The sequence below is a fragment of the Zafaria sp. Z1313 genome (assembly GCF_050563205.1).
Lineage (GTDB): Bacteria > Actinomycetota > Actinomycetes > Actinomycetales > Micrococcaceae > JAZDCJ01.
Genome location: NZ_JBNWUK010000025.1, coordinates 1 through 22,068, shown reverse-complemented (window position 1 = coordinate 22,068; position 22,068 = coordinate 1). Strand labels below are relative to the sequence as shown.

The following is a 22,068-nucleotide window of genomic DNA, read 5'->3' as shown; positions in this document are numbered from 1 at the left end:
GGGTCTGCTGAAGGTTCGGTTGACTTCCTGACTGCTCTGCGGAGCAGAGAGGATATTCATCATGCCGAAGATCTACTCGGAGGAGTTCAAGGCCAGCGCCCTGGAGCTGCTCGAGCAAGGAATGACCCAGGTACAGGTCTGTAAGGACCTCGGGATGTCCAGGTCCGCGCTGCAGTCCTGGGTAAACGAGAACCGCCTCGACCAGCACGGATTCGAACCCGCCGAGAGCACCGAGGGGAAAGCCGAGCAGGCCAGGATGCTCAGACGGATCCGTGAGCTGGAGCAGGAGAACGAGATCCTGCGCCAGGCCACCGCTTACTTGTCGCAGGCGAATCTGAAGCCCGGGCAGGCCCGCCCAAAATGATGTACCCGCTGGTCCGTGACCTTGCCGCCGCCGAGATTCCGGTGACGGTGACCTGCAGGGTGTTGGGCTTCTCTAAGCAGGCGTTCTATAAGTGGAACGCCCGGCCTGTCAGCGACCGGGACTGGGAGGAAGCCCATCTGATTGACGCCGCCTACGACGTCCACGCCGATGACCCGGAATTCGGGCACCGGTTCATCGCCGATGAACTGCAGGCGGCTGGCCACAGGGTCTCCGAGCGGCGGGTGTGGCGGCTGTGTTCTCAGCAGCAGATCTTCTCCGCCACCGTGCGCCGCGCCAAGCGGGGCGGGGCGAAGCCCGGCCCGCCGGTCTGTGACGACCTGTTGCAGCGGGACTTCACCGCCGAGAGCATCAACACCACGTGGCTGACGGATATCACCGAGCACCGCACCGGTGAGGGCAAGCTCTACCTGTGCGCGATCAAGGACGCCTGCTCAGGACGGATCGTCGGTTACGCCATCGACCGCCGGATGAAGTCTGGTCTGGCGGTGGCCGCCCTCAAGGACGCCGTGGCCCGGCGTGGGGCCTCCAACGTCGCCGGTTGTGTTGTCCATAGCGACCGCGGTAGCCAATTTCGGTCCCGGAAGTTCCAGCACGCCCTGAAGCAGAACGGGCTGGTCGGCTCGATGGGCCGGGTCGGAGCCGCCGGGGACAACGCGGCGATGGAAAGCTTCTTCGCTACGTTGCAGAAGAACGTCCTCGACCGCCGCCGCTGGACCACCCGCGATCAGCTGCGCCTGGCCATCATCCATTGGATCGAACGGACCTATCACCGCCGCCGACGACAGCGTCGGCTCGGTAAGCTAACCCCGGTCGAATACGAAACCATCCACCAAAAGGCCGTCGCCCTGGCGGCCTAAACCATGGAGTCAACTAAACCTTCAGCAGACCCTTTAGCCGGGTGAATCCGTGCGCTGTTGGGTGATATATTCCACCAAGTGCCTTGGCAATTTGTACACGTTCTTGTGACTCGGCTTGGCTCAAAAATCTAGCCTCCGCTTCGGGCCACAGTGCTTCCGCATCCGCCAGCACCTTAACGCGTTCCAGCTGTGCGGGATTTGTGCCACCTTCAGTTCGCCGCCCCTGCGAATGTCAGCGTTGATACCTTCTTTAGCGGCACGGGATACCACCTCATCGACGGCGTCATTCATCAGGAGCTGAAACCGCCCGGCGAGTCGGCGACCATGAGTTGCAGCGTACTGCTCTCGGCCGCCTGTGATGCTGTTGGTCAGCCAACCGCCGTTGCGACCTGAAGCGCCGAGGCCGGCAAACCGGCTTTCTATGACAACTATGTCTAGATTAGGCTGGGCTTTCTTTAAGTAGTATGTGGTCAAAGTCCTGCGTAACCGGCAACGTCTGCGCTGGTATCGCCAGGCAGTGATGGTCTCCTCCGGGGCAGACCGCCTTCGGCGTACCAAAACGAAACATTGCCATTAGCAGCCGATGGTGGTTCGCCTTCAACTCTTTTATCCATGAGGCTTCCTGAGTTGATGCGACGCTGGCGTCTCCCCAAGTCCCTGTAGCACGCGGGTTCTCCTTGTCCACGCTCATCTATGCAGCGGTTCCGCGCAACTCCGGAACCAGGAGTTGGACTCTTCACATGGGGGCAGAGAACAGGTTCCTAGAGGCCCTCTAGGAACCTGTTCCCCAGTCCTTCTGACTACCTTCATGCGCAGTCACGCGCTCGGTCCTGTGTCATCAGTCTTATCAGGCTTTGGCGTCCAAACGTTCAAATGGAACATCGTAGACGTCCAGTCCCCTCTTCCTGTCACGATGATTCCGGATTTGCCTAACAACAATGCAGATCAACAAGATTTGGGTCACGTAGCCGCCAATCGGGTAAAGAATGTTGACAAAGCTCGCGAACGGAATCTGGGCCAGCAGCAAGGCAACAGTGGTGCCGATGACAGCCAGAATCTTAGCCTTCTTGCTCCTGTCCTGCCGTTCGATCCTGTTAATGGCTACCCACAGCAACGGAACCGCGGTGGTGTAAATGCCGGCCAACAGGATGAAAGTGAAAATGATCGCTGAACCTGCGAACATCTGCTGCGCCACTTCCAACATTGGAATTTGCTTATCGTATACATCCCCGATGTTGGCTAGCAATCCGTAGGCGACAACGCCGGTCACTGCCACGAACGTTGCAGCACCAACAAATCCGCTGACCTTCGCCTCGGTGTCGTTCTGGGCCTTGCGGCCTAAGCCCGCCAGGAATGGAACCAGCATTAGGAGGCCCAGGGCGGGGAAAATGAACCCTGAAATCGCCCAGTTTGGAGCTGCTTGCAGGACTTCGATGTTCGGGAGAGTCTCGGCTGATTCCGCGATGCCTTGTGGTTTCATGATAATGCCAGCGGTACCGACTATGAGCGCTAGTGCCACAATGATAGGACCGACTTTCGACACCACGGCAACCAGACCGTCGAGGCCCAACATCACCGTCAGAAGCGCCGCGATAGCCATCGCGAAAATGCCTACCTGATTATTCCACCCCAGTTGCTGATTCAGGACCGCGCCCGCACCCGACAGCATCACTGCATACATGGCGTAGAGGAATGCAGGGGTGGCGACTCCAAAAAAACCTCCAATATATTTTCCGCAGTAGTAGGTAAAAATGTCGTTGGCAGATTTCAGTCGCAAGTTGGAGGCATCACGAAGGACGACCGTGCAGAAATAGACGTAGAAAGCAAGAGTGATTACCAATGCCCCGGCGGCACCTGCTGCTCCATAGGACGAGAAGTACTGCATCGATTCTTGACCGGTTGCGAAACCCGAGCCAATCAAATAGGCGATCATTGCACCCATGAACATCGTAACTGTGCCTGCTCGGACCCTCTTCTTGGTCTTTTGTAAACTCGTCATTTTAACTCCCTTGTTATGTTTGTGGTCTCAGTGCCCTGCATGTTGTGTCCAATTACGTCGTCAACCTCGCCCCACGGACGAATCACGCCTTTTAGCGCCTGGACGGGAGGAGCATGCCGGAACATTGGTTTCTGTGAGCGCCTAGGGTTATGGCCAGCATGACTAGCACCGCGAGGAGGGCCAGGAAGCGCTCCCGTGACTACGGCTGGAACACTGGCCCCGATGCAGATAAGGTCCACTCCGGTGAAGCGCCGCGTCCATGCCACTGGACAGTGGGTCCCAGTGACCAGGAAGCCTACTATCGGCCTCTTCCCCTGCCAATCGGGTGAGGATATCTGTCCTGTCGTACGTGGATCCGCCTCGGTAGTGGTTAACGGCTTAGCGCGTATGTGTCCTGGTGGAGAGCGGATGGTTTGCCTTCGATCACGTCCGCCAGCATCTCTGCAGATCCGCACGCCATGGTCCAGCCGAGGTGACCGTGGCCTGTATTGAAGTAAAGGTTCCGCTGCTTCCCCGCCCCGATGATGGGCGGGCCGTCTGGGGTCATGGGTCGAAGCCCAATTTTGTATGTGGCGCGGTCGTAGTCCAATGCGCCGGGGAACAGTTCCTGTCCTGCCTTGACGATATTACTGAAGTCCTTGCGCGAGTGGGCAAGGGAGTAGCCGGAGAATTCCGCCGTGGCTGACATCCTCAATTGGTCCCCAAATCGTGACCAGGCCACGAGGGATTTTTCGTCAATGCCTCCTAGCCTGGGCGCCACAGCCCCTGCATTTACTGGCGCTGTTATGCTGTATCCCTTCGCGGGATAAACGGAAAGGCGCGTTCCAGCTGTTCGGGCCAGTCGAGCGCTGGCCGGACCACCGGCCAAAATATAGCCGTCGGCTAGGAAGTCTGACTCTTTGCTGCTAAGAGCGGTCACCCGGTCACCGTCTTTGCGGATAGCCTTTATAGCCGTGTTGAACGTGAACCTAACGCCCATTTCCTCGCAGCGTTTGCGGATTTCCGAGGCATACAATGTAGGGTCTCCGCTACCGTCAGTGACGGCGTGAACGGCTCCCACAAAGGAGGCCCGGCTGGTGGCCAGTGCCGGTTCCAGGTGCAGCAATTCATCTCTCGACACGACGTTCTGTTCTTGGCCATGATCGCGCATGATGCGCCCGCGCTCGACTGCCCGCCGCAAACCCATTTCGTCACGGTAGAGGTATAGGACGCCGCCGACCGTTGGTTTAAAATCCATCTCCTCCTCTTTGACGATCTCGTTGAAGACCTGCTGGCTGCGCTGAGCGAGCCGCAATTTCGCCAAGGTGTTGGTACTGGCTCGGGAAGAGGTGCATTCCCGCAGGAACTTCAATCCCCAGGATATGAACTCTGGATCGAAACGCGGTTTGACCCTGATTGAGGTATTAGCTGAGAACAAGGACTTGAGGAGTTCCATGGGCGCAGCGGGTGAAGCCCAAGCGAAAGAGTGGCCGGGTGCAATGAGCCCCGCGGTTGCGGCACTGGTCATTCGAGTCTCTCCAGCCTCGCGGTCTATGACCTGAACCTCGTGCCCGCGGCGGGCCAGTTCGTAGGCTGTGGTCACTCCGATGATGCCAGCCCCGACGACGAGGAGCTTCATTTTCCACCCCTAGCGTCCCCAGACGCTCTCTCCTGAAGGTGGGCGATCGCCTGCACCTCCACCAGGAGGCGCGGGTCCAGCAATTCTGTAACTACTGTGGCCCGAGAAGGCCGATGACCACCGAAACCGGCCGACCAGGCGGCGTTGAAAGCGCCCCCCAAGCTTGCTTCCTTCAAATAGACAGTGCAGGAAACGACGTCGTCAAGGGTCGCCCCATAGGCGTCGAGGACGCGGGCGAGCCGTGACAAGGAGTGCAGGGTTTGGGCTGTGACATCCCCTTCGCCGTGGACGGTGCCATCATCCGTAAAGGACACCTGCCCTGAAACGTAGACGATGTCACCTGCACGTGTCGCTGAGGGATAGGGCATGTCAGTTGTGGTGATGCCGTCTACATCAACCGTAGGGGCGGAGCTGGAAATTGAAGTCATGGATCTCTTCCTGATGCGAAAAAGGGCAAAGGGGAACTGAACATCCTTCGGAGGTCGATTACCCTGCTGAACGCCGTATGCAGTTCCGGCTTGGCGCCGCTTACCACCAACCGTAAGGTTGGGTGTGATTTAAGTCATTGGATTATTCGCTCCACTTTTGACTAATTTCTAGCTGTCGAATGTACGAAACAACCAGCGGAGAGTGATGGCGGTGGAAAGTGGCACCAGGAACGTGACCGGAAACCTGACTCAGGCTCTAGCGCAACAGATTGCGAGTGAAACCACCGCCATTGTCGGCTTCAACATTGTCATTACAGACGCCAACGGCATCGTGCTCGGCAGTGGCGACATGAGCCGCGTTGGCACCCTCCACGAGGCTTCCCTGGATGTTGTTCGCACCCGGTTACCAGCCACACACTCAGCGGCGGAAGCCAGTGCTCTGCACGGTGTGAAGCCTGGAGTCACCCTGCCCATCCTGCTCAACGGGCACTTGATTGGCACTGTTGGAATTACCGGCTCACCAGCGAAAGTTACCCGTTTCGGCCTTTTGGTGGAACGCCAGACGGAAATTCTGCTCCATCAGGCATCGCTCCTGCGCACGGGCCTCCAACATCAACGCGATCTTGAAGACCTCGTCCACGAAATTCTTGCCTTCGATCCTGAAATAACTGAAGCCGTAGCCCTCCTGAATCAAGCTCGAGAGCAAGCGGTTGATCTAACGGTGAGCAGAGTGGGGATCGCCGTCCAAATTAACGGCCGGAGCTCCATCCCAACCATAACCACTGAGTTGCTGCCCCGTGCCCTGGTGCTGCTCCGCGAGAGCTTCCCGCACAAGCACACCATTGCCGTTTCGATCGCGGCCAACCGGTATGTCGTTTTTGCGCACCCAGACGGAGATGGAATCCCGGGCATTGCGCAGCAGGCCCGGCACTGCCTTGAGCAGTTTCACGCCCATCTAGCTACCGATGTCGAGATCGGAATCGGAACTGAGGGCGTAGATCCGGCCGGGCTACGAAGCTCCTACGAAGACGCCGTCGATTCCCTCCGGCTGGGTCGGCGCCTGATGCATGGATTTGAGCGTGTTACCACCATCGATCAAGTCCGCATTGAGCAGCTGCTCTCCAGTGTAAGCCTGCGCGTGAGGCGCCGTTACGCGACTGCCGTCGCCGCAGGGCTCCTAACTCGGGGCGACTGGCCAACAATGCGGTCCACCGTGGTGGCCTGGTGTGAAAGCGGATTTTCCCTGGTAGGAGCAGCACGGCGCCTGCACGTCCACCGGAACACTCTGATTCACCGCCTGGAAAAAATTGAGGAGCTCCAAGGTTGGAGCGAACGGTCGGGTCAGGCGTACCTAGCCCTGTATCTCGCTTGCAAGGCCAGTGAATTCGAAGTCGACAAGTCACAGGCTGAGTAAAGCTTCAGCGTAGGAAGACCGCGAGCGCGACTACCTCATCAAGCGCATAGACAGCACCTACCGGTGGAATTGGCCGGGCGCCGGGTACTCGGCGATCACCATAAACGGGAATCGCGATACTCGGCGCCCAACGCCCTGGCGGTGCTCAGCGACGAACGACCGCTCACGCTAATCAATCAGAGGCTATCCGCGCCCACGTGCGAGACGACAACCCGGCCGAGTACGTTCCCCGTCCCGAAGGGGATGGGGCTGTACTCGTTCACGTGACCAATAAAAGGGGGTTGTGTGATTAGTAATGCTGCCCAAAGACGGGTCCTCAAAGGCTCCGGTCTGTGAACCAGCGCATGGGCCGCTAAGGCGCCCGCTGTGTGTCCACCTGCGACAATGGCACCGCAAAAGAGACCGTGGCAGCGATCATCGTGCTGGCGGCCATGAGAACCACCTTCTGCCGATTGCACTGGGCCGCAGAGCCCGATACATCACCGTCCAGCAGATTATCGAGGCGGAAGCCGACGACGCGGCAACTAGTCGGAACAGTCGCTGCCGGCCGGGGATACTGCACCATGGTGGAAGCCCGGAACACATTGCCGGCCAGATTTAATCTGTAGTTTCGCTGCGGTGCTGCAGAGATTTTCACGAGCACGAAGAGCATCGCCACTGCTTTTCCCGGCATTTTAACCAAGGGGCATGAGCTGCAGCGGGCAGCGTGAGGCAGAGGCCTGGCTCCTTGAGCAATCATCGCTTTGGCCGATTCTTCCGCAGTGGTCTCACGACTGCACCAAGATCAGCTGGCCGAGAAAAATTCGAAGTACGGGTGTCTACGATGGCGGGACCGAGGTGCGGCACGAGCCCGACGTTCTCCAGCAATCCTGGTGCGTTATCGTCGAGCTGGGCATTAGTGAGGGCGGCCTTCACGCTGAGTTCGCCGGCACCAAATCGACCGTGACGAACGCCCCTGGCTCACAACCCCTGAAAGCACTGAACTGGCCAAAATCAAGCAGACGAATCCGCGAGCCGGAACGGAAGGAGATCCTCAAACGCGTGCCCAAGTTGCTGGAAAAGGACCGCCTCTCGCGTGTTCCCAGAACTGTGCCTATCGATTTCTCCGTCACGCCTGCGGCGCCGTCGATGTGGCGTTTCAAATATGCCGTGCTCAGTCCCAGTCGGGACGCGACGGACGTTTTGCTTTCGCCTGCCTCGAGCATCTGTCGCACCTTAGCGTCGCGTCCGGGATGCCGCTTCGGCGTCTTGCTCAGCTTTCGCTAGGATCGCGTCAGCCCGCTCCCCTGCCCGTTTGCTAGCACCGGCAACGGCCCTCACGACAGGTGGTAATTCGAAGCTTCCGATACGCCTGGCTTGATTTGACGTGATGAACCGCATCATTTTCATCAGCTGCTCGGCAGGGTTGGCTCCTCCACACCTAGCTGGCCGGGAATCAAGTGCCGGTGAGGAGAGGACAGGCCAGGACGAGAGCCGCGCAGATTGCCCATAACCGCCAAGAATCGAGTGCTTCTATTAGTCGGATTGCGGAACTTGTGCGGAAAGAGCCCGTCGAAGTACTGACTTTCTCCAGCTTTTAGAAGTCGGGCGCGTGATCCATAGTGCAACTGCATCTGTCCCTGCAGGACGAATACGCATTCATCACCCTCGTGGAAGGACATTTCACTCCGGGTTGCGCCGGGCTCCAGGGTGACTTCCAAGACTGTAAATTGTCCATCAGGTGGCTGAGGAACAAATCGGTACGTCACACCCTCCGAGGGGGACGTCAGTATTCTTTCCGCTTCATATTCGTGAATATTCTCGGGCTCGGGCGCGAGCAGCTCGGCTTCATCTTCTCTCAAGAAGTCTGTGAGGTTGACTGAGAAGTACTCGAGCACACGAGTCAACCGCCCGATGGTCAGATCTGACTTACCGTTTTCCACGAGCGAGATGAACCCGACTGAAAGTCCTGCGCCAGCAGCCAAATCTGAGATGGTCACACCCTTAGCGAGACGATACTTCCGCAGACGCGCGCCGATCTCTGCCGGAGTAAAGACATGCATGGCGCTCCTTTAGGGGGTAGAGGAACGAGCTCTACCCGAGGGCAGGTCGTTTGTTTCCAATCCTAACGAACGAAAAGTCGGCAACTTGTGCAAGTACGAGAACCCCATCTAAAACAGTGCTATGTAACAACTCCGTAACGAAAGCACCAATCGATTGACCTGACTCCATCGCTTCCGAAGGATTGAACGAGCATGAACATTCAATTTTTTGAAACTCGGCAGCGGTGCCGACAATCCATTTTAAGAGAGACCAGGAACAAGATGACACGAATAAAGTCCTTCGATACCGATGTAATTGTCATCGGGCTGGGAGCGTGGGGATCCTCGACTCTCTGGCGGTTGGCAGAACGTGGGGTGAGGTGTATTGGTTTCGAACGCTACGGCAACTCTCACGCCCTTGGTTCCTCTCATGGCTACACGCGGCTTTTCAGGGTTGCCTGCCAGGAACATTCCGGCCTTGTCGATATGGCGCGAAAGTCCCGGGACCTGTGGAAGGAGCTCGAGACAGTCTCTGGGAATCCGCTGCTCTTTGAAACGGGGGCTTTAAATGTTGGGGATCCGACCAGTGACATGGTCGCCGGAACGATTAGGGCTGGGGCGAGCTCCAACGTGGCGGTCGAGCAGCTCACTCGCGATGAGATTCAAGATCGCTTCCCCGCCTACGTGACCATGAGTCCTGCAGAGGTTGGGGTTTGGGATCCGGAAGCAGGCATCGTCGACCCTGACCTGGGCGTTAAGGCAGCCAATGATGCTGCGATCAAGGCTGGGGCCCAAGCCTTCTTCGACGCGCGAGTCACGAACATCGAACTGGTCGACAACGGGGTCGTGGTCACCGTAGCCGATCGCACCTGGACGGCCCGTCAGGTCATCGTCACCGCCGGGGCTTGGCTCGGCAAGTTGGTACCGGGACTGCCACTGGAGGCATTGCGCACACCTATGCAGTGGTTTGAGTCCAAGAAGGGGCCCGATGACCCAGAGTTTGCACTGGAGAAGTTTCCTGCCTTTATGCGCCGGGTGAAACCCGGCGTCGGCATCTGGGGGCATGGCAGCGCCCTCGGAGAACCCGTCAAAGTCGGACTCTGGCTGGATGAAGGCGCATTCGACCCTACCGATCCCGACGAGTGCGACCGCGGGATCAACCCCGTCCGGGACTGGAGCGTTCTCTCGGATGCCATCTCGACCCTGTTCCCCGGACTAAACCCAACCCCGGTCCAATCGCGGCCCTGCATGGTGACCATGTCCCCAGACGGTCAGTTCCTCATTGGTCGGCCTGATAACGACCCTCGCCTTATCGTCGGTGGCGGCTGCAGCGGTCACGGCTTCAAGCACGCCACCGGTATCGGTGAGCTGCTTGCTCAACTCGCTACTGGGGAATCCCTCTATCTCGATGCGGCCTTCGTCGACCCCAACCGATTTGACAACGTGTCTAACAGTATCGACAACCTCACTAAGGAGTAGGCGTAAGAGCTAGGTGTACTGACCGGACACGTTGGTCAATCGTGAGAAGGGCGGCTGGTTGCTGCAGGCTGTGTGGGGCCGGTGATGGTTGTAGTAGTGCAGCCAGCCGTCGAGTTCGCCGCGACGCTCCGTCTCGGAGGTGTAGCAGCGGGCGTAGGCCCAGCCGTCGGCCAGGGTGCGGTGGAAGCGCTCGATCTTGCCGTTGGTCTGCGGGCGATACGGCCTGGTCCGTTTGTGCCTGATTCCCAGCTCGGCGCAGGTGTCGCGCCACAGGTGTGAGCGATAGGCGCCACCGTTGTCCGACAGGACCCGCTCGACGGTCACCCCGCGGGCGTTGAACCACTTGACGGCCCTGGCCAGGACCGCTGTGGCGGTGTGGGCTGTTTCGTCGTCGTGGATCTCGGCGTAGGCGACGCGGGAGTGGTCGTCGATGACGGTGTGGACGTAGGCCTTGCCCATCAACGGGTCGTAGTGCTTGTTCTTGGGCTTGTCGGGTGTGGCTGCGCGGTTCTTCTCGCCTTGTCGTCGGCCGACGTAGCGCCAGCCTCCGCCGTCTGGGATGTTGCCGAGCTTCTTCACGTCGACGTGCAGCATCGCCCCGGGGTGGTCGTGCTCGTAGCGACGAACAGGCTCTCCAGTGGCACGGTCGACGTGCGACAGGCGGTTCAAGTGGACGTCGACCAAGATCCGGTGGACTGTCGACGGAGCAACGCCAATCCGGTATGCCAACTGAACCGGACCTTCCCGCAGACGCAGCCGGAGCTGGATACAGCGCTTCGCAGTCGTGGGGCTGGTCTTGTTCGGGGAGCGGTGAGGCCGTGAGCTGCGGTCCTGCATGGACTGACCGGCCCGGTAGCGGTCAGCCCAGCGCTTCACGGTGGGCCAGGAGACCTGGAACCGGGCAGCGACCTCGCTGATCGGCCATCCGTGGTCAACAACCAGCTGGGCAACCTTGAGGCGGTGACGCGGAGTGAGGGCGGCATTGGCGTGGGACATGGTGGTCTTCCTGGTGACGAGCGGGTGGAGACAGTGATGGGGCTGCACCCTGTGGTGCAGCCCCATCGATTCGGTATGTCAGTTGCCGTCCGTGTCCTCGCTGTTCGGCGCTGAAGAGGCAGCCGTCTCGGTGGGTGTTCCCTGCTCGCTCTGGGGCTGGTCGTCATCGTCGGGCACGATCTGGGCCCCGCAGCAACTGCTGTCCTGCTTGCGTGCGGTGAAGAGGTCCTTGAGTCCCATGGTTGCTTGTTCTCCTCGTGTGGTTGGGAATGTGGTGGTTGGGTCAGGCGATCAGTGGGATGAGGTAGCCGGCGGCGATGGCCGTGCCGATGACAGTGACCACGAAAGTGACGACCAGTCGGGGCTTGAACAAGGTGGTGAGCATCGAGATCTCGGGGATCGAGGCTCCGGCGCCGCCGATCATCAGCGCGAACACTGCACCTAGCCCCATGCCGGTCGAGCTGAGGGCCAAGCCGATGGGCAGCATCGTCTCGATACGCACGTAAAGCGGAACGCCAAGCACGGCGGCCAACGGCACGGCCCACGGTTTGTCGTCGCCAGCGACCGCGGCGAGTTGGTCCTGAGGCACGAAACCGTAGATAAATGCACCGACCGAGACACCCAGCACCATCGGGACGAGCAGCGGTCTCAGATCGGCCCAGGCCTCGCCGAGTGCGGGCCGGATCTCGTTGCGCAGGCCTGCCCAGGGGTGGGGGGTGCTGTCGTCGCCGACGACCTTGACTCGCTTGAGCTGGCTGGCCATGCCGAGTCGTTCCCATACTAGGGGGGCGAGCAGGGACCATGCGGCGGTGACCACCGTGTAGACCAACGCGATACGCCAGTCGAACAGCAGCACCACCCCGGCCACGATGATGGGATCCAGCAGCGGTGACGAGATCAGGAAGGTCATCGACGTCCGGAACGCCACCCCCGACTTCAACATCCCAGCCAGCACCGGCAGCGTCGAACAGGAACAGAACGGCGTGATCGCCCCCAGCAGTAGCCCCTTGAGCGGGCCGGGAAGGCGCCCATCGGCCATCCAGCTCTGGATCCGATCCGGCCCGAACCGCCGGTTCACCAGCGCAACGAGCACCGAGATCAGCGAGAACAGGACGAGCAACTCGACCAGGATCAACCCGAAGGTCTGTACCGCATGAATCACCGCGCAGCACCCTCAGTCGATGCCTGACCCTCCCCTGCTGGGGCAGTGCAGCACGCCTTCTGTCCCTCTGGAGTGAGAGTCGCCAAGTGAGCGAGCCACTGCACCGGCGCCGCCAACTGCTCACAACACAGCGCGTAGATGTTGGACCGGCCCTCGGCCCGCACACTGATCAGCTGCGCTTGCCGCAAGGCTGCCACATGGTGACTCACCAGCGCCTGGCTCAACCCGGTGGCCTCCTGCAACTTCTTGTTCGAGCACGCCCCCGCCGCAAGCGTCAGCACGATCATCAGTCTGTTCTCGTCTGACAAAGGCTTCAACAACGGAGCAAGCATCCGCGCGTGATCCCGCGCCGACAGGTCCGTGCGCGGCAGGGCAACATCCAGTGAAACTGTCATACCCACACTATAGACAAGCGTGGCCTTCTGTCACAAGTGGCGACTTGTCTATCGATCAACGTGTCCGGTCAGTACAGCTAGGTCGAGACTCGCTCATCTAAGACTGCCCCGGTTTTGTTATTTCCTTTTACTTCCAGCGGAGGATCGTTTACAACTTCCGGTTCAGTACTTAGATCTATTTGCATGTGCGACCCGAACGAGTCCATCATGACCAGGCCCTCGGTGCGATTATGCCAGCGCGGGGGACGAAGTTGCGCCGATGGTCAACGGCTTGGGTAGGACATCGGTAACTCTCGTGAAGGTCGGCGCCATGATCAAGTCATCACTAGCGGCACCCGCAGAGATCGCAGCGCGCATCTTTCAAAACGGCAAGGGCTTAGGTCTACTGAACCAGGGCGTTTGTTTACAGGGTTAGTGGGTAGAGACCCTTAAAGATGGTCCTCCCGCCAACCCTAAGAGGTTTTCACATGCCCCACCGTAGCGTTCGCCTCACCCTACCTGCAGGTCGAAACTACCGTTGCTGCCCGAGAATCAGGCTGAACGCCGAGGACTGGTAAATACGCCCACATCGCTGCTTAAGGAACTTTTCGTGAATGAAGGCGGAAAGCGGCACGTTGAACCGTACCCGGTTTGATGCCGCTTCCTTTTTTGGGAAGGATAGCGATTGTGCCCAAGCGATACCCCCAGGATCAGCGTGAGCGTGCCGTGCGGATGGTCCTGGACCACCTCAGTGAGTACGACTCCGTTTCTGCCGCTGTTCCGCCATCGGACCGAAGCTGAATATCGGCAGGGAGTCACTGCGCCGGTGGGTTCTTCAGGCCCAGATCGACGCTGACGATCGTCCCGGCGTTAAGTGCCGAGCAGACCCGGATCAGGGAGCTGGAGAGTGAGAACCGGGAGTTGCGGGAGGCAAACGAGATCCTGAAGAAAGCCTCGATTTTCTTCGCGAGGGAGCTCGACCCTCGCCGCCGCAGATAGCCGGGTTCATCACGAACTGCGTGCCGATGGCCACGGGGTCGAGCCGGATGTACCGTGGACAGGCTCATGCGGGATGAAGCCATGAACGGCCTCGTCCGGGGCCGCAAACCCAAAGCCGGTGCAGCAGCGAAGGATTCCCGGCGCGCCCCGGACCTGCTGAACAGGAACTTCACCGCCGCCCGGCCGAATGCCGTGTGGGTCACCGACTTCACCTATGTCAGAACGTGGGCCGGCTTTGCGTATGTGGCCTTCGCGATTGATGTGTTCTCCCGGGCGATCGTGGGCTGGCACAGTGCCACGATCAAGGACACGGACATGGTGCTCACCACCTTGAAAATGGCGCTCTGGCGCCGGGACCAGGCCGGAACGCCGGTCCTTGCAGGCATGGTCCATCACAGCGACGCCGGATCCCAATACACCTCGATCCGATTCGGAGAGGCACTGCTGCTCGAAGGCCTGGCAGCTTCCGTCGGCAGCGTCGGCGACGCGTACGACAACGCCCTCGCGGAATCCACGATCGGTCTGTACAAGAACGAATGCGTCCGCAAAGGCAGCCCCTTCATGACAGGTCCGCTCAAGCAGGTGGCGGATGTGGAGAAGGCGACCATGAACTGGGTCCACTGGTACAACACAGAACGGCTGCACAGCACCTTGGCCATGGTCCCGCCCGAGGAGTTCGAGGAGAATTACTATGCTCAAACAGACGCCTCATCAGGCGACGAGGCCACCAGCAAGAAGACGGCCTAAAACCCGGTACGGTTCACGCAGCGCTCACCACAGCTCATTCAGAACGACTAGCGCGGGGGCGACTCTGACCGTCGAACCCGGAGGGCCAGCGCCCGAGCACGACCTTGACTTTGGATGTCGGTCTGTGTTTCATCGATGCCGGATACGTCGCAACCGTTCCCGCATCCCCAAGTGCAGCGTCATGACCTCCTTCCCCCTCGAGGGATGCTGATTCAATCAAATCGAGATGTCGTATCCGTCACCTCGCTCGCCGCCCCGCCTTGGCCCTGCGATACCCATGGCGCCGGAATCATCAATAATCAGGAGGTGTTCGGGGCCGAACGCGCTCCTCACCGTTCAAAGTGGTGAGCTTCTCGCAGGTGACGGCGCGCATGCCGCTAATAGTCCCTCAGCTTTTCCTGGTCGTAAAACGCAGCGGCGGACCAACTCCGGCATCCCGATCCTGCAAATGTCCACTGGCAGGGGGACGGAGCGAAGGCCGGATAACCGTAACCGCGAGGGCCGGCCAAGCGTAGGCAGAGTAGCATCCAAAAGTAACCGTGCGGCCAAGAAAGCGACCGCCAGGTTAGGCGGTAGATCGGCGCCGGTAATGTCTGCACCGGAGGCCGGGGGGCGGGACAAGATCCGTCGATTTTCTGCTGTAGTTCAGGCTTGAACTATAAAATATGAACATACTTTTTATTGCAAATGGTCCACGCGGCGCCTACTATCAAGTGAAAGATCTCACATTGATTGGCATTCGCCGATCGGCCAACAGAAAGTGTCGACACCTCATGACTCGAGTGGTAACCGCCCAGTTCTCTGTTCAACGCTCTTCCTCCACCGCTTGCATTGCTGATGATTTGCCTCCCGCGGGCCATTTCATCAACGGTAAATTCGTCCCTAGTTCCTCGTCGGAGGTGATGAAAATTGAAGATCCTGCCATGGGCTCCGTCATCGCTGCAGTAGCGAATGGGACGGTTGAAGATGCTGATGCAGCCGTCGCCGCCGCCGTAGCTGCCAAGCGCGCATGGGCGGCCACTACGCCGAAGCATCGCTCTGATATTTTGCACCGGATCGCTGGGATAATAGAGGAAAACCGGCAGCTGTTGGAACGTCTCGAAGCGGCCAATACCGGCAAGCCTGACGTGGTGGCAGAAGATGATATCAGCAGTGCCATCGACACTTTTCGCTTCACCGCGGGTGCGGCACGGACGCTGATGTCCCTGGCTGCAGGAGACTACGCGGAGGGGCATACCTCGGTGATCCTGCGGGAACCGGTAGGAGTGGTCTCAGTTATCACGCCGTGGAACTACCCTTTGCTCATGGCGGCATGGAAGATCGCTCCCGTCTTGGCTGCCGGTAACACGGTCGTGCTCAAACCGTCGGAGCAGACGCCCTTGACTACGTTGAAGCTTGCTGAACTGATTGCGAAGGAGCTTCCCGCCGGAGTTTTGAACATCGTGACCGGATCCGGCAAAGTCGTCGGTCAAAGACTGGCAGAGCATCCGAATGTAGATTTGGTCGCTATCACGGGCAGTGTTGGCAGCGGGCAGCAGGTGGCTGGCAGCGCCGCCAGAACGGTAAAGCGTGTGCACCTGGAGCTAGGAGGCAAGGCTCCAGTCGTTGTATTTGACGACGCGGACTTGCAGGCGGCGGCTTCCGGTATCCGATCGGCAGGATTCTGGAACGCTGGTCAGGAATGCGGTGCGGCGTGCCGTGTCCTCGTGCACGAATCCGTTGCCGACGATTTTGTAAAACTACTGGTCCGCGAAGTGTCTTCCATCATCGTCGGCACCCCTGGGACCGGATCCGACACCGAAGTTGGGCCTATGATTTCCCGAGCCCACTTCGAACGAGTGCAGGAAGCTCTGTGGAACGCCAAGGCGGACGGCCTAGACATCGCTGTCGGCGGATCGGCAATTGAGGGATCCGGCTACTTCATAGAACCAACAGTCATCACCGGTATACCGGCTGGCGCTGCAATCACCCGAAACGAAATTTTTGGTCCTGTCGTGTCTGTTGAGACATTCCGCAGTGACGAGGAAGCGGTCACCCGGGCCAACGAAACCCCTTACGGCTTGGCTGCCTCGGTCTGGACAGCTAGCGCTGCCCGATCTCTGAATATTCCCCGGCAGCTGGACTTTGGCACGGTATGGGTCAACTCGCACCTCGTTGTGGCATGTGAGGTCCCGTGGGGTGGTTTCAAAGGATCGGGTTACGGCCGGGACCTGTCCCTCTACGCGATCGAAGACTTTTCTCGCACCAAGCATGTCATGACCAATCACGGCGTCTAACGTTCAATACCAGGAGCAAGAAATGAAAATTACCCCAGCCGCCCCCGTGAATCCTATAAGTAATTTCTTTACGCCACCGATTCCTTCAGATACCCAGAAACCGTGGATCAATTGGGGTGGGAACCAGACATCGACCCCTGCTTTCACTGTCCATCCCCGCAACGAACAGGAAGCTCTGGATACGGTCCGTTATGCCATCCGCGAAGGACTGCCCGTGAGGGCGGTTGGTGCCGGTCATTCCTTCACTCCACTGGTGCACACCGGCGGAGTACTGATGGACCTGTCTGAATTGACCGGGATCACCGACACCGACAGCTCTCGACTTCGTGCTAGGGCCAAGGGCGGCACCGTCATCAGCGCGTTCGGAGACGCCTTATGGAAAAAAGGCCTGGGGCTTGCCAACCAGGGCGATATCGACAAACAGTCCATTTCCGGTGCCATCGCCACGGGAACCCATGGCTCCGGCATCGATCTTGGCTGCTTTTCCTCATCCTTACGCTGGGTTCGGTTAATTAACGGTCAAGGAGAGATTGTGGAAATCGGAGAGGAGCAGCTACGCGAACTGAATGCAGCGCAGGTCGCATTGGGCACGCTCGGCATCTTCCTGGAGGTTGAGCTGCAGGTTACCGAACGCTACCACTTGCAGGAACAGATTACCTACCCCACTTGGGACGAAACTGTTTCCACCTGGGATCAGGATATAGCCAACAACCGCCATTATTCCTTCTTTTGGTGCCAAGCTGAGGAATCCGCGGGGCTCTACGATCTGCCCACCCCTGCCGGGGAAACTATGGTGAATCGCAGCTACACCAAGCGCTACAACTCAGTGGTCCTAGACGCGAGTGAGAGCACCATTGACCTCACCGAAGGTGCTCGCCGGGATCGCTCTTACCGGATCTACGCAGGTGGTTGCATGCTCCCATTCCACGAGCTGGAGTACTACGTGCCCGCCGAACACGGCCGCGCAGCCGTCGAAACCGTTCAGGACCTGATTCGCGCCGTGCACCCGGACCAGAAATACCCGATCGAAGTGCGATGGGTGAAGCAGGACGACGCTTACCTCTCCCCCTTCTACAAACGAGACACCACCGTTATCTCTGTCTCAGGAGCACCTGGCACGAACTATTGGCCGTACCTGCGTGATGTCGACTCGGTTCTGCAACCATTCGAAGCTCGAGCCCATTGGGGCAAGATCCACTTCATGACTAGGGAACGGCTGGAACGCCTTTATCCCGACTTCGGCACATTCCTAGACGTTCGCCGGGAATTTGATCCGAATGGAGTCTTCCTTAACGATCACACCCGAGCTCTGCTCGGCTAATCCCTTCTCCGAACTACGGCCGGCGCTGCCTTATGCAGACCGCCAGCCCCGCGTGAAAGCAGCGGTACCGTCATGGACGTAATAGGTAAGGTCATTATCTTCATCATGATGGGGTTTCTCCTCATCGGCGCAGTCAGCGCACTCTTTAACGACGAAAAGGGATTTGGCAAGGAATTCAAGGAAGGGATCTACGCGATCGGGCCCATCTTCTTGCCTGTCGCCGGCATCATGACCATCATCCCAATCCTCAGCCAGCTTGTAACAACGTATATCGCGCCTGTCTACGCCTGGATCCAAGCCGATCCCTCCCTAGCGGCAACCACGCTCATCGCCGGAGACGTGGGAGGCTACCAACTGGCCTACGAGACAGCCGGCAGTCACGGTGCTTGGATCATGGCCTTCGCCGTCAGCCTGACCGCCGGCTCGACCATCATTTTCTCGATTCCAGTGGGACTCGCCCTGGTGGACAAGCGCGACCACAAGTACATGGCACTGGGGGTTATGTCAGGGCTTCTGGCGATCCCGTTCGCCGTCTTCATCATCACCCTGATTTTGCAGACAGGATCTGTCCCACTACGGAGCGACATCTCCACTACTTCCCCCTCGTCCACTCCGTTTAATCTGCCTCTTAGCGATATCCTCCTCAACCTTGTCCCTCTGATCATTTTCGTCACAGTCCTGGCCGTCGGCCTTCGCTTCTTTTCCCGCGCAATGGTCCGCCTCTTCACAACCTTCGGAAAGGTCTTGGACATTGTTATCAAACTCGCCCTCGCCCTCTCGATCGTTCAGTACTTCACCGGCATCTTCGACGTCTTTGGAAAATGGCCGCTAGCACCCTTCATCGCCGATGCCGAAGACCAGTTCCGGGCTCTGGAAGTGGCAGGGTACGTCGGCGTCATGCTCGCTGGCGCCTTCCCCATGGTCTACGCAATTCGCATATGGTTCGCGGGTCCCCTCGAAAGCATAGGCCGACGCCTAGGCTTCAGTGAAGTAGGTGCAGCAGGAGTCCTCGCTGCGGCGGCAAACATTCTCGCCCTGTTCCGTGTCGTCAAATTCATGCCTCCCCGCGACAAAGTTTTGTCCATCGCGTTCGCGGTTTGCGCTGCCTTCTCATTCGGCGATCACTTGGCCTTCAGCGCCAACTTCCAGCCGAACATGGTGGCACCTCTCATCATCGGCAAACTTGCGGGTGGCGTTATCGCCATTCTCTTGGCACTCTGGCTAGCGCTACCGTATACCGCGGTTCTGGAAGCCAAAGACAGGGCTGACGGCACCATAGCCCGGGACGAGTACGCACCTCAACCAATTAACAACCACCAGGAGAATGTGGTGGATCAGCAAGAGGAATCCTCCGACAATTCCCGCCGCCCGATCCCGATTGCCACAGATACAGCCCACTAGCAAAAAATAGTTACGGCTTTCGGCGCAGGGCCGGGAGCCGTAACCTTTTCCCGTCACCTCTTCTCGATCGGCAGCATCAGAAGCCACGGCGCCTGGCCGTGAAGCCCCCTCCCAGCTACGGAAAGGACCGTCCAAGGCTCCACCAAGGCGGAACTAAGCAAACTCCCCGGCAAGTAATCGGAACTGCTGGAAGCGATAACCCGCAGAGCAGCATTGGTCAGCACCACCGGTCGCAAGCGCCCCGGCCTAATCAAAAAGGGTTCGAAAGCGGCCGCGGGGATATCAGCACTGGCAACGCCAGCAAAACCGGCTTCCGTCAACAGCGGAAGGGAAAGCGTCACCGTATAAGTGTTTGTTCCCCCGATGTCGACATAGGGACCCGTGATCGTAGTCCGACCGGAAGCTGCGGGAGCCGAAAACCAAGGCCGCGAAGAATAATCATAAAAGGCATCCCGATTAGGGTTCAGACTGTGAGCAACGAACTCGAGCTCGCCACGTCTGCCAAATCGCCACCATTCCAACCAGTATGGGCTGTCATGCAGGTAGTCGACGCCCACTGCTATTCCTATACCGGCAGTAGCAGAATCAGGCCCCCGCAGTTGCGTCTGCAGATGCTCCCTGATCTTGGCAAGATCGGCCCTCCCCGGCCGCCGTCCTGATTGCTCAGCGATAGCCAACAAAGTACGTGCCACAGTACCAAAGGTGGAAAGCTCAGCTAAGGCAGCATCAATAGGCCCCTGAACTCCCTTAGCGATGTCATGCAGCAATTCACTGTCATTAGACACGGTATCCACCCCTTTGCTCTGCCGTTGCTAGCCTCAAATGGTGTTCGATGAGGACCTTAGCCTCGCGCTCACAGTGCTCAACTGAAAGCATCTGCGCCCGCTGCTCGTCCCGGTTTTTGATTGCCTCTACGATCAGGGCATGCTCTTGGGCGCTCTGATCGGTTAGCAAAGTTCCAGGTGCCCACAGTAACGGGGAAGATTCACCCTGCAACTGCAGAATCGACAAAGTCAGGCGCGGCGATTGTGCAGCCACACCGATCTCAATATGAAAACGACTGTCAGCCCTACGGCAGACGTTCGACTGCGTAGCCACCGAGAACTCGTGGGCAAATCTCGTTAGTCGTTCCACGTCCTCAGGCAACGCACGGAGTGCAGCCAGACGAGCGGCCGAGCCAGCTGCTGCTGCGGCCGCGTCGCCTAGGTCCCGTAGTAAACCAATGCTATTAGTCCGCAAATGCTCTTCCACGCGCTCCCGGCTAAAAGCACTGGAATCGCGTACATAGCTGCCGCCTCCTCGACCGCGGCGCGTCTCGATAATACCCTTGTTCCGGAGCATCGACAGAGCCTGACGAAGCGTAACAGTCGAAACGCCCATCTCTGCTGCGAGCTCGATCTCCGGAGGAAGCTTGTCTCCGTCATTTATGAGGCCCACGGTCAGCGCCGTCTCAAGTTGATTGACAACGCTATCCGCTAGTGCGGAAGCATCGTCGGTACTAGGCCGTCCCAGCCCAAAGGGGAAGACGGTTTTATCCAAGCCATTCACTCATCAAGCTAAACACTAAAAATAAACTTCAGGTTAATAGCCACTGAAGAGACTCTGAGAATCCTAAAAGATATTTGGAAGAGTGACTCATGGGGACTATCTCATTAACGGTGTATCCGGCGGTTTCTTTTAGTAGCTTTCAGCGGCCGGGAATCGGTCGCTGAAAGTGATGGCGAAGGCGTTCAAAGCGGGCTTCCAACGCACGGCCCATCGGGTCTTGCCGGCACCGGTCGGATCGAGGGATCGGGTGACCAGATACAGGCACTTTAGCGCAGCCTGCTCGGTGGGGAAATGACCCCGGGCCTTCACGGCGCGCCGGTACCTGGCGTTGAGGGATTCGATCGCATTGGTCGAGCAGATCACGCGCCGGATTTCCACGTCATAGTCCAGGAACGGGATGAACTCCTCCCACGCGTTCTCCCACAGCCGCACGATGGCCCCGTATTTCTTGCCCCAGCGCTCGGTGAGCTCCTCGAACGCCGCCCTGGCGGCCGCAGCGTTCACGGCGGTGTAGATGGGCTTCACGTCCCGTTTGAGCGCGTCCCAGTCCTTCTTCGAGGCCAGGCGGAAGGTATTGCGGATCAGGTGGATGATGCAGGTCTGCACGGTTGTCAGCGGCCAGACGTTGGTGACGACTTCGGGCAGGCCTTTGAGGCCGTCGCAGACCAGGAAGAAGGTGTCTTTCACGCCGCGGTTCTTGATGTCGGTGAGCACGCTCATCCAGAACTTCGCGCCCTCACCGCCGGTGCCGGCCCACAGGCCGAGGATGTCCTTCTCACCCTCCAGCGTCACGCCGATCGCGGCGTAGACGGGCCGGTTGGCGACCTGCCCGTCGCGGACCTTGACGACGATGGCGTCGATGAAGATCGCCGCGTAGACCTCATCCAGCGGCCGGTTTTGCCACGCGGCCATCTCGTCGAGCACCCTGTCGGTGATCCGCGAGACGGTCTCCTTTGACACGGACGCACCGTAGATCTCGGCGAAGTGCGCGCTGATTTCCCCGGTGGTCAGGCCCTTGGCATAGAGCGACAGGACCATCTCAT

20 protein-coding genes and 1 pseudogene are annotated in these 22,068 nt (G+C 59.1%); 8 read left to right on the top strand and 13 right to left on the bottom strand.

Features of this window, described 5'->3' with window-relative positions; all coding sequences use genetic code 11:
- The first annotated feature begins 61 nt into the window (after positions 1 to 61).
- Positions 62 to 1,242, top strand: a protein-coding gene (locus ACQ3I4_RS15495; RefSeq protein ID WP_430633870.1) for an IS3 family transposase whose coding sequence is annotated in 2 segments (ribosomal slippage) — positions 62 to 322 and positions 325 to 1,242 — 1,179 coding nt in all. Because the reading frame shifts where the segments join, the coding sequence is not laid out codon by codon here.
- A gap of 120 nt (positions 1,243 to 1,362) precedes the next feature.
- Here the strand turns inward: ACQ3I4_RS15495 and ACQ3I4_RS15490 are convergent.
- The 4 genes from ACQ3I4_RS15490 to ACQ3I4_RS15475 all read right to left on the bottom strand — a co-directional run bounded on the left by ACQ3I4_RS15490 (position 1,363) and on the right by ACQ3I4_RS15475 (position 5,287).
- Entirely contained in the window at positions 1,363 to 1,716 is a 354-nt protein-coding gene (locus ACQ3I4_RS15490; RefSeq protein ID WP_430633869.1) for an FAD-dependent oxidoreductase, read from the bottom strand.
- A 373-nt stretch (positions 1,717 to 2,089) separates the two neighbouring features.
- Entirely contained in the window at positions 2,090 to 3,175 is a 1,086-nt protein-coding gene (locus tag ACQ3I4_RS15485; protein WP_329864281.1) for a YkvI family membrane protein, read from the bottom strand.
- 436 nt (positions 3,176 to 3,611) lie between these two features.
- Positions 3,612 to 4,859: a D-amino acid dehydrogenase gene (locus ACQ3I4_RS15480; protein ID WP_430633868.1), complete on the bottom strand. Its 1,248-nt coding sequence runs from the start codon at positions 4,857 to 4,859 to the stop codon at positions 3,612 to 3,614.
- A complete protein-coding gene (locus ACQ3I4_RS15475; RefSeq protein WP_329863943.1) occupies positions 4,856 to 5,287 on the bottom strand; it encodes a RidA family protein in 432 nt (143 codons plus the stop codon). Before ACQ3I4_RS15475 ends, ACQ3I4_RS15480 begins: the two co-directional genes overlap by 4 nt.
- Positions 5,288 to 5,519: 232 nt before the next feature.
- Here ACQ3I4_RS15475 and ACQ3I4_RS15470 point away from each other — a divergent pair, with 232 nt between their 5' ends.
- Positions 5,520 to 6,701, top strand: coding sequence for a CdaR family transcriptional regulator (locus ACQ3I4_RS15470; RefSeq protein WP_329863941.1), 1,182 nt, complete (start codon positions 5,520 to 5,522; stop codon positions 6,699 to 6,701).
- 352 nt (positions 6,702 to 7,053) lie between these two features.
- Here ACQ3I4_RS15470 and ACQ3I4_RS15465 read toward each other — a convergent pair whose 3' ends face one another.
- Positions 7,054 to 7,359, bottom strand: a complete 306-nt coding sequence (locus ACQ3I4_RS15465; RefSeq protein WP_430633867.1) for a hypothetical protein — start codon at positions 7,357 to 7,359, stop codon at positions 7,054 to 7,056.
- A gap of 29 nt (positions 7,360 to 7,388) precedes the next feature.
- On the opposite strand from ACQ3I4_RS15465, the gene ACQ3I4_RS15460 reads away from it, so the two are divergent.
- Positions 7,389 to 7,967: a hypothetical protein gene (locus tag ACQ3I4_RS15460; RefSeq protein ID WP_329863937.1), complete on the top strand. Its 579-nt coding sequence runs from the start codon at positions 7,389 to 7,391 to the stop codon at positions 7,965 to 7,967.
- Between the two features lie 122 nt (positions 7,968 to 8,089).
- Here ACQ3I4_RS15460 and ACQ3I4_RS15455 read toward each other — a convergent pair whose 3' ends face one another.
- Complete coding sequence (locus ACQ3I4_RS15455) at positions 8,090 to 8,743, bottom strand: cupin domain-containing protein (RefSeq protein WP_329863935.1); 654 nt, start codon at positions 8,741 to 8,743, stop codon at positions 8,090 to 8,092.
- A gap of 192 nt (positions 8,744 to 8,935) precedes the next feature.
- Between ACQ3I4_RS15455 and solA the strand changes: the two genes are divergently transcribed.
- A complete protein-coding gene (gene solA, locus ACQ3I4_RS15450; RefSeq protein ID WP_329863933.1) occupies positions 8,936 to 10,201 on the top strand; it encodes an N-methyl-L-tryptophan oxidase in 1,266 nt (421 codons plus the stop codon).
- A 9-nt stretch (positions 10,202 to 10,210) separates the two neighbouring features.
- On the opposite strand, the gene ACQ3I4_RS15445 is transcribed toward solA, so the two are convergent.
- From ACQ3I4_RS15445 to ACQ3I4_RS15430, 4 genes are all read right to left on the bottom strand, one after another.
- Positions 10,211 to 11,197, bottom strand: coding sequence for an IS481 family transposase (locus ACQ3I4_RS15445; protein WP_065062263.1), 987 nt, complete (start codon positions 11,195 to 11,197; stop codon positions 10,211 to 10,213).
- A 78-nt stretch (positions 11,198 to 11,275) separates the two neighbouring features.
- The gene (locus ACQ3I4_RS15440) at positions 11,276 to 11,437 is read right to left on the bottom strand and encodes a hypothetical protein (protein WP_154676754.1); all 162 of its coding nucleotides are present in this window, start codon (positions 11,435 to 11,437) and stop codon (positions 11,276 to 11,278) included.
- A 43-nt stretch (positions 11,438 to 11,480) separates the two neighbouring features.
- Entirely contained in the window at positions 11,481 to 12,359 is an 879-nt protein-coding gene (locus ACQ3I4_RS15435; RefSeq protein ID WP_176338507.1) for a permease, read from the bottom strand.
- Positions 12,356 to 12,754: an ArsR/SmtB family transcription factor gene (locus tag ACQ3I4_RS15430; protein WP_048896403.1), complete on the bottom strand. Its 399-nt coding sequence runs from the start codon at positions 12,752 to 12,754 to the stop codon at positions 12,356 to 12,358. Before ACQ3I4_RS15430 ends, ACQ3I4_RS15435 begins: the two co-directional genes overlap by 4 nt.
- 666 nt (positions 12,755 to 13,420) lie before the next feature.
- On the opposite strand from ACQ3I4_RS15430, the pseudogene ACQ3I4_RS15425 reads away from it, so the two are divergent.
- The 4 genes and pseudogenes from ACQ3I4_RS15425 (at position 13,421) to ACQ3I4_RS15410 (ending at position 19,477) form a co-directional block, all read left to right on the top strand.
- Positions 13,421 to 14,479 (top strand): annotated as a pseudogene (locus ACQ3I4_RS15425) (IS3 family transposase).
- Between the two features lie 773 nt (positions 14,480 to 15,252).
- A complete protein-coding gene (locus tag ACQ3I4_RS15420) occupies positions 15,253 to 16,755 on the top strand; it encodes an aminobutyraldehyde dehydrogenase (RefSeq protein ID WP_430633871.1) in 1,503 nt (500 codons plus the stop codon).
- A gap of 22 nt (positions 16,756 to 16,777) precedes the next feature.
- The gene (locus ACQ3I4_RS15415; RefSeq protein ID WP_329863920.1) at positions 16,778 to 18,076 is read left to right on the top strand and encodes a D-arabinono-1,4-lactone oxidase; all 1,299 of its coding nucleotides are present in this window, start codon (positions 16,778 to 16,780) and stop codon (positions 18,074 to 18,076) included.
- Between the two features lie 72 nt (positions 18,077 to 18,148).
- Positions 18,149 to 19,477 carry an ethanolamine utilization protein EutH gene (locus ACQ3I4_RS15410; RefSeq protein WP_329863918.1) on the top strand — a complete coding sequence of 443 codons (1,329 nt, stop codon included), beginning with the start codon at positions 18,149 to 18,151 and terminating at the stop codon, positions 19,475 to 19,477.
- Between the two features lie 53 nt (positions 19,478 to 19,530).
- Here ACQ3I4_RS15410 and ACQ3I4_RS15405 read toward each other — a convergent pair whose 3' ends face one another.
- From ACQ3I4_RS15405 to ACQ3I4_RS15395, 3 genes are all read right to left on the bottom strand, one after another.
- Positions 19,531 to 20,262 (bottom strand): cache domain-containing protein, encoded by a 732-nt coding sequence (locus tag ACQ3I4_RS15405; protein WP_329863916.1) that lies wholly within the window; start codon positions 20,260 to 20,262, stop codon positions 19,531 to 19,533.
- On the bottom strand, positions 20,255 to 21,016 hold the full coding sequence (locus ACQ3I4_RS15400) for a FadR/GntR family transcriptional regulator (protein ID WP_329863914.1): 762 nt from the start codon (positions 21,014 to 21,016) through the stop codon (positions 20,255 to 20,257). Before ACQ3I4_RS15400 ends, ACQ3I4_RS15405 begins: the two co-directional genes overlap by 8 nt.
- 138 nt (positions 21,017 to 21,154) lie before the next feature.
- Positions 21,155 to 22,068, bottom strand: a 914-nt coding sequence (locus ACQ3I4_RS15395) for an IS256 family transposase (RefSeq protein ID WP_430632801.1), incomplete at its 5' end; no start/stop codon positions are given.